17 protein-coding genes and 1 pseudogene are annotated in these 15,620 nt (G+C 42.8%); 7 read left to right on the top strand and 11 right to left on the bottom strand.

Annotated elements, in window-relative coordinates; genetic code table 11:
• The first annotated feature begins 156 nt into the window (after positions 1-156).
• A complete protein-coding gene (locus V7K50_RS26400) occupies positions 157-648 on the top strand; it encodes an FHA domain-containing protein (RefSeq protein ID WP_334965305.1) in 492 nt (163 codons plus the stop codon).
• A gap of 181 nt (positions 649-829) precedes the next feature.
• Here the strand turns inward: V7K50_RS26400 and V7K50_RS26395 are convergent, their stop codons facing one another.
• Positions 830-1,177, bottom strand: a complete 348-nt coding sequence (locus tag V7K50_RS26395) for a hypothetical protein (RefSeq protein WP_334799169.1) — start codon at positions 1,175-1,177, stop codon at positions 830-832.
• A gap of 312 nt (positions 1,178-1,489) precedes the next feature.
• On the opposite strand from V7K50_RS26395, the gene thyD reads away from it, so the two are divergent.
• Positions 1,490-2,410 carry a thylakoid membrane protein ThyD gene (gene thyD, locus V7K50_RS26390; protein ID WP_334965303.1) on the top strand — a complete coding sequence of 307 codons (921 nt, stop codon included), beginning with the start codon at positions 1,490-1,492 and terminating at the stop codon, positions 2,408-2,410.
• Positions 2,411-2,543: 133 nt separating this feature from the next.
• Here thyD and V7K50_RS26385 read toward each other — a convergent pair whose 3' ends face one another.
• The 4 genes from V7K50_RS26385 to V7K50_RS26370 all read right to left on the bottom strand — a co-directional run bounded on the left by V7K50_RS26385 (position 2,544) and on the right by V7K50_RS26370 (position 4,202).
• Positions 2,544-2,789, bottom strand: coding sequence for a hypothetical protein (locus V7K50_RS26385; RefSeq protein WP_334799070.1), 246 nt, complete (start codon positions 2,787-2,789; stop codon positions 2,544-2,546).
• Between the two features lie 117 nt (positions 2,790-2,906).
• Positions 2,907-3,329 (bottom strand): tetratricopeptide repeat protein, encoded by a 423-nt coding sequence (locus V7K50_RS26380; protein WP_334965301.1) that lies wholly within the window; start codon positions 3,327-3,329, stop codon positions 2,907-2,909.
• A gap of 120 nt (positions 3,330-3,449) precedes the next feature.
• On the bottom strand, positions 3,450-3,806 hold the full coding sequence (locus tag V7K50_RS26375) for an iron-sulfur cluster assembly accessory protein (RefSeq protein WP_334799170.1): 357 nt from the start codon (positions 3,804-3,806) through the stop codon (positions 3,450-3,452).
• A gap of 186 nt (positions 3,807-3,992) precedes the next feature.
• A complete protein-coding gene (locus V7K50_RS26370; protein ID WP_334965299.1) occupies positions 3,993-4,202 on the bottom strand; it encodes a hypothetical protein in 210 nt (69 codons plus the stop codon).
• Between the two features lie 81 nt (positions 4,203-4,283).
• Here V7K50_RS26370 and V7K50_RS26365 point away from each other — a divergent pair.
• The 4 genes and pseudogenes from V7K50_RS26365 to V7K50_RS26350 all read left to right on the top strand — a co-directional run bounded on the left by V7K50_RS26365 (position 4,284) and on the right by V7K50_RS26350 (position 10,558).
• Positions 4,284-5,936: pseudogene (locus V7K50_RS26365) on the top strand (DUF6930 domain-containing protein).
• Positions 5,937-8,175: 2,239 nt separating this feature from the next.
• Complete coding sequence (locus V7K50_RS26360; RefSeq protein WP_334965297.1) at positions 8,176-8,340, top strand: CopG family transcriptional regulator; 165 nt, start codon at positions 8,176-8,178, stop codon at positions 8,338-8,340.
• Positions 8,341-8,611: 271 nt separating this feature from the next.
• The gene (zds, locus tag V7K50_RS26355) at positions 8,612-10,051 is read left to right on the top strand and encodes a 9,9'-di-cis-zeta-carotene desaturase (protein WP_334965295.1); all 1,440 of its coding nucleotides are present in this window, start codon (positions 8,612-8,614) and stop codon (positions 10,049-10,051) included.
• Between the two features lie 63 nt (positions 10,052-10,114).
• Positions 10,115-10,558 carry an SRPBCC family protein gene (locus tag V7K50_RS26350; RefSeq protein ID WP_334965293.1) on the top strand — a complete coding sequence of 148 codons (444 nt, stop codon included), beginning with the start codon at positions 10,115-10,117 and terminating at the stop codon, positions 10,556-10,558.
• A 149-nt stretch (positions 10,559-10,707) separates the two neighbouring features.
• On the opposite strand, the gene V7K50_RS26345 is transcribed toward V7K50_RS26350, so the two are convergent.
• The 4 genes from V7K50_RS26345 to V7K50_RS26330 form a co-directional block, all read right to left on the bottom strand.
• The gene (locus V7K50_RS26345; protein ID WP_334965291.1) at positions 10,708-10,902 is read right to left on the bottom strand and encodes a type II toxin-antitoxin system HicB family antitoxin; all 195 of its coding nucleotides are present in this window, start codon (positions 10,900-10,902) and stop codon (positions 10,708-10,710) included.
• Positions 10,903-11,001: 99 nt separating this feature from the next.
• Positions 11,002-11,238 carry a 2Fe-2S iron-sulfur cluster-binding protein gene (locus V7K50_RS26340; RefSeq protein WP_334965289.1) on the bottom strand — a complete coding sequence of 79 codons (237 nt, stop codon included), beginning with the start codon at positions 11,236-11,238 and terminating at the stop codon, positions 11,002-11,004.
• An 88-nt stretch (positions 11,239-11,326) separates the two neighbouring features.
• Positions 11,327-12,808, bottom strand: a complete 1,482-nt coding sequence (gene cobQ, locus V7K50_RS26335; RefSeq protein WP_334965287.1) for a cobyric acid synthase CobQ — start codon at positions 12,806-12,808, stop codon at positions 11,327-11,329.
• A 224-nt stretch (positions 12,809-13,032) separates the two neighbouring features.
• Positions 13,033-13,437 carry an Npun_F0494 family protein gene (locus V7K50_RS26330; protein ID WP_334965285.1) on the bottom strand — a complete coding sequence of 135 codons (405 nt, stop codon included), beginning with the start codon at positions 13,435-13,437 and terminating at the stop codon, positions 13,033-13,035.
• 195 nt (positions 13,438-13,632) lie between these two features.
• Here V7K50_RS26330 and V7K50_RS26325 point away from each other — a divergent pair, with 195 nt between their 5' ends.
• Complete coding sequence (locus V7K50_RS26325; protein ID WP_334965284.1) at positions 13,633-14,070, top strand: peroxiredoxin; 438 nt, start codon at positions 13,633-13,635, stop codon at positions 14,068-14,070.
• Between the two features lie 79 nt (positions 14,071-14,149).
• On the opposite strand, the gene V7K50_RS26320 is transcribed toward V7K50_RS26325, so the two are convergent.
• Both V7K50_RS26320 and V7K50_RS26315 read right to left on the bottom strand, forming a co-directional pair.
• Positions 14,150-14,533 carry a hypothetical protein gene (locus V7K50_RS26320; protein WP_334965283.1) on the bottom strand — a complete coding sequence of 128 codons (384 nt, stop codon included), beginning with the start codon at positions 14,531-14,533 and terminating at the stop codon, positions 14,150-14,152.
• A 36-nt stretch (positions 14,534-14,569) separates the two neighbouring features.
• The gene (locus V7K50_RS26315) at positions 14,570-15,457 is read right to left on the bottom strand and encodes an ABC transporter permease (RefSeq protein WP_334965281.1); all 888 of its coding nucleotides are present in this window, start codon (positions 15,455-15,457) and stop codon (positions 14,570-14,572) included.
• Between the last annotated feature and the right edge of the window lie 163 nt (positions 15,458-15,620).

Here is a 15,620-nt window from a genome sequence, read left to right as displayed (position 1 = left end):
GGTATTCAGGTTTTACACAGCCCAAAAGTTTATTGAGATACTTACCTAAAGCTATCATAGCTACTGGAGTAGAACGGACATGTTCTACTCTTTCAAGCTATTATGCAATTTTAAAGCTTAATTTAGATCAGCACCCTAGATTTATGGTGCAAGAAAATGGCCGGATACGATACTAAACAAATCTTGATAGATCACAGTTTCACCAATTTGTCAATGGCAGCAGAAACCAATGAAAACCATCTACTGATTATTGAAGACGATCAAGGTCGCAAAGAATTTTCTCTAGAGTACCCCGTCTACTCTATCGGTAGAGATCGTGAGTGTAATATCCGTTTGATGTCGCAGTTTGTCTCCCGGCGCCATGCCACATTAGTAAGATTGCCACGAGAGCATAATAGTCATAGCTACTATTACCGGATTGTAGATGGCGATGCTAAAGGTAAGGCTAGTTCCAACGGTTTGATGATTAATGGACGCAAGATACCAGCCCACGATCTCAGAAATGAAGACGAGATCGTTTTTGGTCCTCAAGTACGTGCCATTTATTACCTTTTAAAAAACACTCAGCGTTTGGGACAAACGGATTCGAGCGAATACGACATTACACTAATAAACCCCGGTATGGCCGAGGATTTAGAGGATAATTGAGTCTCTGGGTCAATGCCTGACTGAAGGCAGCAGCCCCTAGTCAGGCATTCCCATGTAGAGCATGGGAACGAAAAAACAATGGGAAACCGAATTTTTTCGACTTGTGTGTACACCGTCAGCCCGCAGGGAGAGTCTGGGGTGAGGTGTTAGGGGACTTTTGCAACAGGTCTAATCACGAAAACTATCCTGCAAGACTTTCTATCAAATGCCAATGGCGGCTACTTTCAATAGCCTGCTTGATGAATTCAAACATTTGTCGGCAGTAATTATCTAGTTGGAGTGGTAGTTCTTCATTTTTAATCACAATACTCATCCGAGTTTCTGTTTCGGTAGATTTTGATTTATCAATCAGTACTTCTACTGTTATCAATTTAGGAAAAGGAACATTGCCAGGAACCTGACGAGCGATAATGTAATCGCCCGTGTGGTATTGAATATCCAACTGACAGTCCTGTAGAAGTTCTACAAGTAACGGCAACAGATGGTCACTCTTGACAGAAACAATAAATGAACAGGTATAGCGAGCCATAATAGCCCCACCCCTTGCAACACTCTGTCCATCGTATAATACCGAAGCATCTAAACAGAAAGTCATTAAAAAAGCAACGTTTTTGATATGAGAGATATGGGACTTCCAATTAAAAAAATACCCAAAAAACTGGCGAAAAAGCTCTCTCCTCCTCATTGCTCTGTGTTCTCTGTGTCTCTGTGGTTCGTTTATTTGGGTAATTTATTTCTTGGAAGTCCCTATACAGTCACATCTGTTCTATCCACAATGAAAGCGCCGTAAGCTAAAAGTTTGATCAAAAACTTTACAATAAAGGTTTGGCTGAGGTGGAAAATGAAAGTCGCAATTACTGGAGCAACAGGATTTGTCGGTAGTCTTTTGGTACAACGACTCCACGGGGAAGGTCATAAGATAGTAGTATTAACTCGGAATACCGCCTTTGCTCAAAAGGTTTTTCCATCTGAGGCTTTTCCCAATGTAGAAATTGTTGCCTATACACCAAATACATCTGGTTCTTGGCAAAACGTCATTTCTAGTTGTGATGGCGTAATTAATTTGGCAGGAGAACCCATTGGTGAAGGACGCTGGACACCAGAACGCAAACAAGAAATCCTCAATAGCCGAAAGTTAGGTACACAAAAAATAGTTGAAGCAATAGCCAACGCTAATCCGAAACCCAGCGTCTTAATTAACGCTTCGGCTATCGGCTACTACGGCACCAGTGAAACGGCAACCTTTGATGAAACAAGTCTATCTGGTAACGATTTTCTTGCCCAAGTCTGCCAAGCCTGGGAAGCAGAAGCGAGAAAGGTAAAAGACGCTGGTGTACGCCTAGTAATTCTGCGTTTTGGGATTGCTTTGGGCAATGGTGGTGCTTTGGGTAAAATGATTCCGCCTTTCAAACTCTTTGCTGGTGGCCCCATTGGCAGTGGCCGTCAGTGGTTCTCATGGATTCACGTAGACGATTTAGTTAACCTGATTGTGGAAGCTTTAACTAAACCGGAAATAGAAGGCGTATATAATGCCACTGCCCCTAAACCAGTTCGGATGGCAGATTTAAGCCAAGCTTTGGGACAAGTGATGAATCGCCCTTCTTGGCTACCTGTTCCGGCTTTTGCGATCGAAGCGCTTTTAGGAGACGGGGCTATAGTAGTTTTAGAAGGGCAGCAAGTCATCCCAAAACGCACCGTGGAAACAGGTTTTGAGTACAAATATCCTAATTTGCAATCAGCATTAACAGAAATTCTGAATTAAAAGGGAGTGGGGAGTGGGGAGTGGGAATTGGGCAAAACAGGCAGAGAGAGGCACAGAGGAGAGAAATTTTACCACTGCTAATCTGCTTCTTTTTCATTACCCAGTCCCCAGTCCCTAATTCCCAGTCCCGAGTCTATTGACTAGAGAGAAATTTTTTGGAAACCCAACTGATAATACCGCTAAGAATGGCACCGCCCATAAGAATGCCGATCGCTGGATTAAACAAGGGTTGCCACAGTTTATGCCACAAATCCAAACCCAGGTTTACTCCCGCCGCATCACCGATCGCAGCGATCACTAACCAGCCAAAGCCAAACAAAACCAAAAAAACATCTGCGACTAAAACCATGTTTAGCCAATTTAACAATTTATCTTTCATCATTGGAGTGGGGAATGGGGCATTGGGAATGGGGCATTGGGAAACAGGAAGCAGGAGTTCTTCAATTTTGAATTTTGAATTTTGAATTTTGAATTGATTTCTCCCCACTCCCCACCCTCATTTTTCAAACAGCCAATTTTTGACTTTTGTCAAACTCTGCCAATCTGGTTTTCTACTTAAACCGTCGTCAATACTATTTTTTATTTCATCCTGCCATTCTTCATTGACAAAAATTAGCTGCTGTGCTATGTCAATGTGTTCCCGCAAACCTTTTTGCTTTGTTTCCAGCATTGCTAAGGCGAGATTTATTCTCGCCTGGGGATCTTGTGGGTTTAACTTGACTGCTTTCTGTGCAGCTTTGTAAGCTAAGTTGGGTTTGTTATCGAGTAGATATAACCAGGCTAAACAAACCCAAGCAGCACTAGTTTTCGGAGCGCGATCGCACACTTCTTTAAACACAGGGATTAAAGATTCTACTGTTTCTCCAGCTTTATAGCGTTCTAAACCTGTATCAAATAGGGATTCAACTGTATTAGTCATTGGTCATTAGTCATTGGTCATTGGTCATTGGTCATTAGTCATTAGTCATTGGTCATTGGTCATTAGGCAGCTGCAAATGATCAACGACAAATGATGAGGGACAAATGACAAAGGACTATATTACACCCCAAATGACTTGCCGCAACCGCAAGTTTGGTTAGCATTGGGGTTAGTGAATTGAAAGCCACCGCCAATCATGGCATCGCTATAATCGAGCATTAAGCCGTAGAGATATAAAAGACTCTTGCGATCGCTGACAATTTTGAAGCCATCGTAGTCAAAAACTTCATCTTCTGGGGTGATCTTACTAGTGTCTTCAAAGTCCATCATGTAAGACATCCCAGAACAGCCACCCTGACGTACTCCTACCCGTAAGCAGAAATCTGTCCCTTGCTTGTCCCGGAGGGATTTTACCTGGTGCAATGCGGATTCGCTCAACAGAATTCCGCGTTGTTGAGCCTGAATTGCTTGTGTCATCTGCTTTTTAACTCCTTAATTAGTGTCAGCATTACCCCGTATCGGCTGATTAATGCCTCTGGGTTGCCCGTTGAGTGTTTTTGTATTCATTCTAGCGACATCTAAGCCGCTAGATACCAAATTGTAAACACTCCGTTAAAAGCAGCCAAATATTTTTATTCTAGAATTGAGAGACTCTTTGTGTTTCTACATCCGGTATTCTTGAAGTTCAACAGGTTGCGCCAGGATTGCCCAACTTCGGCGCAGCAAGTTGTGGAGGAATGGGGACTGGGAAGAAATTCCTTGATTGTTTTGGTTGGAGTCTGAATCCCCATCCAAATCTTCCCAGTCCCCAATCCCTAGTCCCCAATCCCCAGTCCCTAGTTCAAGCCTTGCGGCAGCAACAGAAGCAACCACCCTTCAGGTGCAGCCAGAAAAATTTAATTCGAGGCTAGTTATCCCCCAAAGTTTACTTCCAAATTGCTTCTTTTGATCTCTATGACAAGTTTTAATCGCTCTACCAGTCGTCGCTTGAAGAAATTAGCTCAAATTCCTTCTGTATGGGAGGGCGATCGCCGTCCGTTGTCATCACCAAACCAGTTCTCAGACCCAGAGGCAAAGGGAGAATGCATTCTTTGGGTAGATTACTCCCAAGGTATTGTTCGAGGAATGGACGTGGTAGCTTCAGAGATCGGACCCGAAGCAATAGTTCGTACCTTAATGCAAGCAATGGAGCATCCCCAGAGTCCAGCAAGACCTGCTAGACCCCAAAGAATTGTAGTCAAAGACCGCGAGATCCAATTTTACCTGCGGGGGGTGTTACAAGATTTGGATATCGCCATTGACTACGCACCAGAACTACCTTTAATTGACGAACTATTTCGCGGATTTGCCGATCTCCTCGATAGTCAAACCCCCGACTTACCCCCACAATATGCACAGATATTGCGAGAGAAAGCATTTGCAATTTGGCAAGCAGCACCTTGGGAATTTTTGGAAGAACAGCAAATTTTATCAATTGAGATTAATAAGTGGGATGTTGGCAAACTCTACGCCTCAGTTATGGGAATGCTGGGAATGGAGTATGGAATTTTGTTTTATCGCTCAGAAGAGTCTTTAAAACAGTTTCGCGCCGCAGTTTTAACAGATGAAGAATCAACGGAGCATCTAGAAGAAGCGTTTCTCAAACAAGATTGCCTGTTTCTGACTTTTGAGAGTGCTGATCAAACCGATGATGATGAGGATGAAGAAGATGATTTGGCGGATCTGCCATTATCAGAAATTGACCCCACCTTCGGTAATATCCACCCCTTAGAAGGACTACGGTCTGTTTTGTATGACGAAGAAGCACTGGTAATGTTTGTTGCACTCGAAAGCCTAATCCGCTTTATTCGCGATCACCGTCGCCAACTTCATGAAGATATCTTCCCTCCCCTCAGCCGTCGCTATCGTATTTCTCTACCTCAGTCGGAAGAATCAACTAAATCTCTGCCTGTGACAGTCTCTAGCATGCCGCAGTTAGCAGCAGAATTAGAGGAAATGGTAGGCTTTGATGACGATGATCCCGATATTGACAACCTTGATTTCCAATCATTGCAAGATGACTTAATACCAGAAGATTCCTTTCTTAGCTTGGGTGTGGTGTCCTGGGAAATGTTGGAGTCTCTGCGAAAAGGAGTCACATACCATCAGGCTGGTGAAATCAAACCAGTGGGTGACGGTTTGCCGGTGATTTTAATTCAAACTTCCCGGCCCAAAGCCAAGACTGTAATTGAAAGAATTGAAACAGCAGGCGGACTGAGAGCAATTTGCTTTAATCCAGGTGCGAACCCCTTCGATGGCGATCGCTACGACCTCGGTTTATTACAAACTAAAAATGGCGAATTGTTCCTATTTGGTGAATTTTTAGATGAAGATCCGATTCATGTAGAAGCCCGGAAAAAGTGGAATCAGCGCTGTAAAAATACTCAGGGCTACTGTGGCTTAATCATTGCCAAAGGACTAACGGGAGCCTCCGGTGGCAATCCTCAGTTAAAAGATATGATGGCTTTGTTTGAGGCGCGTAGGCAAAGCCCGCCGTAGGCATCGCTTTCACCTAAAGATTTAGGTATTGGCACTCTCCAACTGATGCCCCAACTTAAATTTGAATAGTTGCACCAATTGCCACAATCCTCAATCTCAAATTGTGGGTACGACAATTTAAGTCAATATGTATTTGATTTACATCTTGACTGAAACTGCATTTCACAGAGGAAAAGGGGAAGGTTTACTTTTTAAGGTTTACACCTCTTCTCTTTAACAACTTAGTGTTGAGCCGAGCCGGAGCCGGAGCGTCTCCGGTGAAGTAAAAATACTCAAGATTCTTCATCCTTGTTCGTTTGCGTACCTCTCATATCAGATCCGCTTGATTAGACATTTGTAGAGACGTAGCAGTGCTACGTCTCTACAAGGGTTCTGGGTAACGCATATTTAATTTCTGGAGATGTCTATTGCTTATTAAACCCCAAGAACCCCACCCCGCCAAAGCGATGCTTTATCTTTGCTCCCGAAGAGCCGGGAGGGGATTAAGGGGAGCCAGTACGTTGGGCTGCGAGCCACTGTTGTTGCATCTGGTGTATGGGGTGTAATGACTGTGGTTACCCTAACTAATTATGCGGACATGATATCAGTTCGCGGCACATTGCAATCCACGTTCATGTATATGTTTAGAAGTTAACTTTACCTAAATTTCATGAAGTACGTGTATTCTCATAGTTTTCTAATTATTTTGTTCGTATAAAAAGTTACGAGATACGCAATAAAAAATTATCTGCAAGTTTGGTTTAATCAAATCTAGCTAACGCACTTAGAGGTTGTTTGAAAAGTCGTTGGGTGTGATTTTAGGCACTTTTCGATCCCCCCTAACCCCCCTTAAAAAGGGGGGGAAACTTATTGAAGTCCCCCTTTTTAAGGGGAGCCACTGCGGTCTTCTCCCAAGGGGAGACGCTAAAAGCGATGGGGTCTCCCCAAGTAGAGGAGCCAGCCGCGTGGGCGAGTTTCCCGACTTGAGCGGACTGGCATCAAGTGGCATGGATTTAGGGGGATCTAGAACTTTTTGCTACCGCCTAGAGGATTTTTAAAACATCCTCTTAGATATCGGAATCTTTTTTGAACAAATTTTTGACTTTAGCATCTTGTCACATATCAATATCATCAAGCAAAAGTTCAGATATATATATTTTCTTTGTATTTTTTTTACAAATAACGAAAAATAGCTTACTTAGTCTCTAAATGAAGATTATTTAAAGTGCATAAATCATAGCTATAATAAATTAACTACCGAAAAAGATTGAGATATACAATTAACTTCATGGATATATATACCAAATAATAGATGATTGTAACTCCAACCTTTCTTGCCAGTAATTTATCTCTTAGTTTAAATCTGAGAACAATCTTTGCCGTCTAATTGTTAGCCCCATAATTTGCTAAGGATGATTGATATCACCTCCAAATAGATGAATAGGAGCAATGGGAAAAATCGCTGATTTGAAATTAACCTATATCGCTAGAGGGAAGATAAAAAATATGCAAGATCCTATTTTATCTTGATGAAAGTTAGTTTAAAAGCATGAAACAAAACTAAAATATTATCGGCAACAGTCAACTAACATCACACCTATTCTGGGTTAATTCATCTGTGTGAAATTACAGATAATACTGTCAAATTTTACCAAAATAGTTGGCTATCGACACCCAGTAGACTGAGTTTTGAGACCTTTTTTGCGGCTACTATATTGGCATCGAAAAGCAATCAGCTTGATCGAGGTAAGCCAAAATTGATCACCCTTCAAATAGCTCTTAACTTCTTGGTTACAGCAATGAGTGCAGATGGGTGTTTGTTCTAGAGCGATCGCTTTTTGCCTAGTTTATAAGGACTATTCACGCTCTATACACACCACTCTAACCCGCCTGTCAGCCAGCATTTCAGCATGATAATGATTCGGAAGCTTTATTTTCTGGTGTTGTACCGAATGTTCTCTCCAAGGGGATTTGGCGAACTTAGTTAAGAGAGAAGGTCAAATGCTTTCAATGGAAAATAACTTTGGAAATCTTGATTGAGTCAACAGTAGGTGTCTCAAATTCATTTATCAAATTTAATTGTCAGGGTTTACTGATGCTGTTAGTAGGGTTATTATCTTCCAAATCAACTATGTGCTTTTTTCACTGTCACAATAGTAACAAATAAACTTGGGTCTTTTAATTTCTTCATAAAATGATGAATACTTTGACAAAATGAATATTTTTAATATCAATGGTATTACTTGTTTCGTGAGACAAACTCTGATAATGTTATCGGTCTCCTCCTGACTTAGATTCTTTCGATCATCTAAAATATACAGCAAATAGCATGATAATGACAAATAAAAAATGGGCCGTTAAACGTATAACAGTCAATCTCGCAACACAAGAAGCGGAAAAGCTAGAAAAATATTGCCAACAAACGGGTAGACCGGCAACCGATGTGATTCGTGAACTGATTAGAAGTTTGCCTGTCTCCGATGACAGCAGATAGGTGATGAAGATGCTTTCACAACTTATCCAGATAAATGCTTTACCACCGAAAAAATAGCTATGATACTTTTTTGAGTCCGCCACAATAGACAAGACTGATACAGACGCGTTTTTCTCGCGTCTGATCATTTGTCGGGACTAAAAGAAGCAATCAAAGAGATTTTAGTATCGACATTGCCCAGCCTGAATATGCTGGTGGAGTTGATATTAAGTAGCAAATTCCGACACCAACCCAGTTACAATCTGTAAAGAAACTGAAAAGGAACGACGGAATGCGTGTTGCAATCGTAGGTGCGGGACTGGCTGGACTAGCAACCGCAGTAGATCTAGCTGATGCTGGTTGTGAAGTCGAGATTTTTGAGTCTCGCCCCTTTGTGGGTGGTAAAGCTGGCAGTTGGGTTGATGGAGATGGCAACCATGTAGAAATGGGGTTGCATGTATTTTTCGGGTGCTACTACGAACTATTTGACTTGATGAAGAAAGTGGGGGTATTAGAAAACTTACGCCTCAAGGAACATACCCACACTTTTATTAACAAAGGGGGGGGCACTGGTGCTTTAGATTTTCGCTTCCTTACGGGTGCGCCTTTCAATGGCTTAAAGGCATTTTTCACCACTTCCCAACTATCCTTGCAGGATAAATTGCAAAATGCGATCGCTTTGGGTACTAGTCCCATAGTTCGCGGATTGGTAGACTTTAACGGGGCGATGAAAACCATCCGCAATTTAGATAAAGTTAGCTTTGCCGATTGGTTCCGCAGTCACGGTGGGAGTAATGGCAGTATTAAGCGCCTGTGGAACCCCATCGCCTACGCATTGGGATTTATTGATTGCGAAGATATGTCTGCCCGTTGTATGTTAACGATATTCCAGTTATTTGCAGTCAGAACTGAAGCTTCAGTTTTGCGAATGCTGGAAGGTTCTCCATCGGAGTATTTACACAAGCCTATTCTGGAATATTTGGAAGCTAGAGGCACCAAAATTTACACGCGTCGGCAAGTGCGGGAAATTCAGTTTACAGAGTCAGCCCAACAAACCCGCGTCATTGGGATAGCAGTTGCCCAAGGTGATACCGTAGAAACTATCACTGCTGATGCTTACGTTTTTGCCTGTGATCTTCCAGGAATTCAACGCATCCTACCCCAGGAGTGGCGTAAGTGGTCAGAATTTGACAATATTTACAAACTGAATGCAGTACCAGTGGCGACAGTGCAGTTACGCTTCGATGGTTGGGTAACGGAACTGAACGATGGAGAGGAACGTAAACAGCTAAATCATGCGGCGGGAATTGATAATTTACTTTACACAGCCGATGCTGACTTTTCTTGTTTTGCCGATTTGGCCTTGACTAGCCCTGCTGATTATTATCGCCCAGGACAGGGATCTTTGTTACAGCTAGTGCTGACACCGGGAGATCCGTTTATTACCCAAAGTAATGAAGCGATCGCGCAACATGTCCTCAAGCAAGTTCATGAACTGTTTCCCTCGTCGCGGGAGCTAAATATGACTTGGTACAGTGTGGTAAAACTTGCTCAGTCTCTCTACCGAGAAGCAACAGGGATGGATGCGTACCGTCCCAACCAAAAAACACCAGTAGATAATTTCTTCCTTGCTGGGAGTTATACTCAGCAAGATTACATCGACAGCATGGAAGGTGCTACTATTTCTGGACGACGTGCGGCAAAAGTGATTTTGGAGAGTTTCAAGAGATAACGAACCGCGAAGGGCGCAAAGAACGCGTTCGCAAAGCGTCTCGTAGAGAAGGAAGAAATAGAGATGTCAGATTGGTTAGAGCATACTGTACAGGTAGAAGTAGAGGCTCCCATAGATTTAGTATGGAGCCTCTGGTCTGATTTGGAGCAAATGCCCCGGTGGATGAAGTGGATTGATTCGGTGAAAATTCCGCCAGATAATCCCGATATATCTCTTTGGAAATTAAAGACGGGCAGTTTAGAATTTACTTGGAAATCTCGAATTCTCAAAGTTATTCCCAACCAAATTATCCAATGGGAATCGATTGACGGTTTGCCAAATCAGGGAGCGATTCGCTTTTACGATCGCAACAATAGTAGCATTGTTAAAATGACCATTTCCTACGCTATCCCCGGTATTCTTGGCAAAATTATGGATAACTTATTTTTGGGGCGGATAGTTGAATCGACGATTCAAGCTGATTTGGAAAGGTTTAAAGAATACGCGCTGAATGTTAAAGCTAATTGATCTAAAAATAGGCAGTAGGAAACAATGTGTAAAAGTTTCTTACTGCTTAATGGAAAAATATGGATTTTTTAATTAAAAATAATATTTTAACCAAAGTAAGCCGCGATCGCGCAAATTGTTCTGCATTAGTTACAACCTAATCAATTGCGTTAACCCACTCTACTTACTGTTGGTTCTGGAAGTGGATCACCCACAGCTTCGTAACCAATAATTAGAGACTCTAAAGCTTCAATTCCATTTGCCACAGCTAACTCATAAGTATCCCCATGAGTCTGCCAGCATTGTCCTGGAAAATCAGGGAATCCTACCAAGAAGCAATTACAGCGCTTCCGGCTATTATGCAATACGATTTTCCTCTTGCCCCTCTGCTATCATAGCTTTCAGCTTTGAGGATGTACCTCATAGCCGCCGGAAGTGCTGTAATGATGATAACAGGAGCGACATTACCAAGTTGGATCACTAAACAAATTAATCGTCAATTCTTCGCGTGGTGGTACTGCGGTGATACAAGCGCGGATGATTTCTCCATCCTCTAATTCGACGGTGCAAGCGTGACAAGACCCCATGAGACAACCGGTGGGAATAAATACCCCAGCCCGGTCTGCTACATCTAATATGGCTTCTCCCACTTCGGCATCTATTGTGACATCATCTGGTAAAAAGTGGACACGAACAATCATCAATATTACTTATTTAATTTAGTTTTATTATTTGTCATTAGTCATTGGTTATTTACTAATGACTAATGACATTTCAACGCACTTTAGCTTAAGACAAAAACGGAGTTAAGTCTAAATGGCTTTCAACTTCAGTAGCTAAAGAATCCAAAATCTGCTCTCGCTGTTCCCGATAGTTAGCAACACCAGTGGGCAAAGATTTTAAACCGCGCTGTTGACGGAGGCGATTTAACCAAGCTCGTCGCCAAGGGCCATTGTCAAAAAGCCCGTGCAGATAACTACCCCACACTGATTGACAACTATCTACCAACCCTAAATTAATATCGTCAAATAGGGCATGGTAGGATTGAGGATCTATACCTTGCTGTTCGATGCGCGATCGCCCTTGGTGAATTTCAAAGCCATTAACTGGTAAGCCCTGTTGGGGATAATTTGAGCTAACTTGGCGCTGACGGGCAATTTTTTGTCCTGTAATCACAGTTCTGATTGGTAAAAGATTTAACCCTTGAAATCTGCCAGCTTGTCCCTCTATACCTTCTGGATCGGCAATGATTTGACCGAGCATTTGATAGCCGCCGCAGATACCTAAAACCGTTCCGCCAGAAGCAGCATAGTGTTGGATAGCTTCTGCCATACCGCTTTTTTGCAGGAGTAACAAATCCGCAATTGTGGTCTTTGTACCTGGAATAATTACGGCATCAGGATGTCCTAAATCTTGCTTAGGACTTAAGTATTTCACGGAAACAGTACTTTCTGATTCTAGTGGGTCAAAGTCAGTGAAATTGGCAATTCTGGGTAAGCGGATGACGGCAATATTGAGGTCAGTTTGGGCTTTATTCGACGATTGACGATCTAGCAGATCAAGGGAGTCTTCTGCTGGAAACACTTCTTCTAAGTAGGGTATAACACCGACAACAGGGATACCCGTGCGTTCTTCCAACCATTTTATCCCCGGATCGAGGAGCGATCGCTGTCCTCGAAATTTATTAATTACTACACCCTTAATTAAGGCGCGTTCATCCGGTTCTAATAACTCTAAGGTGCCAATGACATGGGCAAAAGCACCACCCCGGTCAATATCAACTACTAACATCGTTGGCGCATTTAAATGTTTTGCCACCCGCATATTAGTTAAATCGCGGTGCTTGAGGTTAATCTCTGCTGGACTACCGGCACCTTCACAAACCACCATGTCAAATTCTGTTCCTAAATGCTGTAGCGATTCTTCAATTGTCCGCCACCCCAGTTCAAAATATTGCTCGTAGTAATCTGAGGCACTCACTTTGCCTACAGACCTACCTTTGATAATTACTTGGGAGGTCATATCCCCTTGGGGTTTGAGTAAAATTGGGTTCATTTCTACCCAAGGTACGACTCCCGCCGCCCAAGCTTGCACTGCTTGGGCATAGCCAATTTCTCCACCACTGGCAGTGACATAAGCATTTAAAGCCATATTTTGACCCTTAAAGGGAGCCACTCGCCAGCCACGCCGCGATAAAATGCGACAAATAGCTGTAGTTAAAAGTGATTTCCCTGCATGGGATGTTGTCCCCACCACCATAATTGATTTCATAGTTGCTATCACTTAGTTTTTTCAAGATACAGGGTGAATTTTTAGGAGCGAATAAAAGGTGAGCAGGGGGAGATGAACTAATACACGATGCCCCATGCCCAATGCCCCATGCCCATCACAAACTTCAATTAGATAGTTATGGTAAAGACTTCATGAATAGATGTGATGTTTCCGTATATATTGTTCCCTTTGATTCACTAATCCTAACTCTTGGGTTGTTTATTCTAAAAGGGTATCCGCAACCAACGAGTCACAGCATCATAAAAACGATCGCGCCATGAAGGAGTCCGCCAAGTTTTTCCCTGGTATTGTTCCACTAACTGGCGACCCAAGGGAGTGAGGCGAAAACTATCTGTAATCCCCTGACCATCGACTTCTCGCCGCAATACACCTACTTGAATCAGCCAGCCCAAGGCGTTATCACAGGCTAATTCTGACAAAGGGCGTTTAGTATAGCCCTGCTTAAGTCCATTTTCCAGGGCGATCGCAGTTAATGACACGCTCTGGTGTCCCATCACTTCAAATAAAGATACATTAAAGGGTGAACACACTAGCGATCGCTCGGCTCTTTCTACTGTGCTTTGAGGATAGACAAAAATATTTGGGTTTTGGGAATCAACAGCAGGCATTGTGTATGGGTAGTAATTTTTCTTCTGATAAAAATTAATCTAAGAATATATTTTTTCTTGTACCAACTACCTCATTTAACCAAAAATCGCTTAACAAAAGTATAGTGATGCTATTTTTTAGTAATTATATTTAATGATTATAAATTAATGTAAAATTTCAAGTGCATCAACAATCTGAAACAGGAAAGGTTAATTATGCCTCTAGCAGTTGGTACGGATGCACCTGCATTTACCGCCAAAGATACAAACGGCAACACAGTCTCCTTATCTGATTTTGCCGGGAAGACAGTGGTTTTGTATTTTTACCCTAAGGATGACACGCCAGGCTGCACCAAACAAGCCTGTAGTTTTCGGGATGCCCAAGCTAAATATCAAGGCAAAGATGTCGTCATCTTGGGAGTGAGTGCAGATGATGAAGTCTCCCATCAGGCATTCACCCAAAAATATAATTTGAATTTTCCCCTACTGGCTGACAGCGACAAATCCCTCATCAAAGCTTTCGATGTGGATGGCGGCGGTTATGCCAAGCGCGTCACTTACGTAATTGACCCCCACGGCAAAATTACTCATGTTGACAGTGCGGTAAATACCACAACCCATGCTAGCGATATTTTAGCTGCACTTGGGCTGTAGTTTTTTACCCTGATAACTAAGGATTTTTAAAATAGTCTCAACCCCAAACCCTAGAGGGTTTGGGGTTCTTTGTTTGAATTCAATTACCTGATGGTGGTGTAACCACTGGTAGAGTAACCGATGGCAAACTCGGAGTTGCTTGCTGTTGTTGACCTTTAATTAGTCTTTGTTGCCTTGCTTTAAAGGCGGCGGCGGCTGAGTTTAGTTCTTCGTTCTGTTGGTCAGAATTCCAGTTGAGAGTCCCGAAATTCGCTCGATGAATCAGGTCAAACATATTAAAGTTGTCTGAGTTTGAGCGGGAGAACGGATCGGTATTTTGATCTGTTGAACTAGTACTCGGAAAAGCATCTGTTGGGCTGCTGACTTGAGCCGAGCTAGGTTTAGCCATAAGCAAGGAAGCAAAGCTAATTCCTGCCAAGGCAGCCACAAAGAATCTAGTAATTTGTAAAAGTGGTTTTTTCATGGGATTTTGACCCTAAAATTGTTACATTTTATCTTTTTAAGCAAGAGTCCGCCGCAGTTGGGGTTGAATGCTTAGTAAGGCGACAAGGGCAAAGCTAAACAACACCAGCAACGCTCCCCCAAAGGTAACATCACCCCAAGGAGCCTGCATGACTACACTAGCTAGTCCCCAATTACTGTGGAGATAGAGATAGCGAATTGGTTCGATGGCATAGCTGAGAGGATTGAGGGTAGCGATCACCTGCAACCACTGAGGCATGAAGGATAGAGGTGCCAAAGCAGTACTAGCAAAAAGTAATGGCAGGTTAGTGACAAAAATCACTGCAATCAATTCAATGTGCCCGGGTAGAGCAAAAGCTAAACCGAGGGAGATGGCTGTTACTCCCAAAGCTAAGAGTAAGACAATGAGAGCGATCGCACTTAAACCTACTACATCTGGTAGTCCAGCCCCCAAGAATGCTGCTGCTGCAACAATCACGGCTGCTTGCAACAAACTTTGGCTGATGATGAAGATTGCCGAAGCAAAAACAATGGAAAATCGTGATGCTAAGGGCGCTACGAGTAAACGATTCAAAAAGCCGAACTCACGGTCAAACATGACCGGCAAACCCGCATTCAGCGCCCCCGCAAAGGCTGTAAATACAATTATGCCGGCAGCCAAAAATTGCCCATAATTTGTTGTGTTGCCAAACATCCCTTTGGGAGCATTTTGGAACAAAGCACCAAATAGTATCAACCACATTACTGGCTGAATAATTCCGGCAACTAAAGATGAGGGACGGCGTTGTAACTGAATAAACAAGCGACGAGTTAAAGCCAACGTCTCTTGTACCAATTCACCGAAAAAGTTAGGTGCAGCATTAACATCTGCTTGTGGCGATGCTAATGGTTGCCAATTGATATCAGATTTAGGAGTAACGCTCATAGGGATTGGGGATTGGGGATTGGGGACTTGTACTGAGCGAAGCCGAAGTATTGGGGATTGGGGACTTGTACTGAGCGAAGCCGAAGTATTGGGAATTGGGGACTTGTACTGAGCGAAGCCGAAGTATTGGGAATTGGGGACTTGTACTGAGCGAAGCCGAAGT

The sequence above is a fragment of the Nostoc sp. genome (assembly GCF_036917135.1).
In the GTDB taxonomy this organism is placed as follows: Bacteria; Cyanobacteriota; Cyanobacteriia; order Cyanobacteriales; family Nostocaceae; genus Nostoc.
This window is presented reverse-complemented; position numbering and strand designations above follow the sequence as displayed.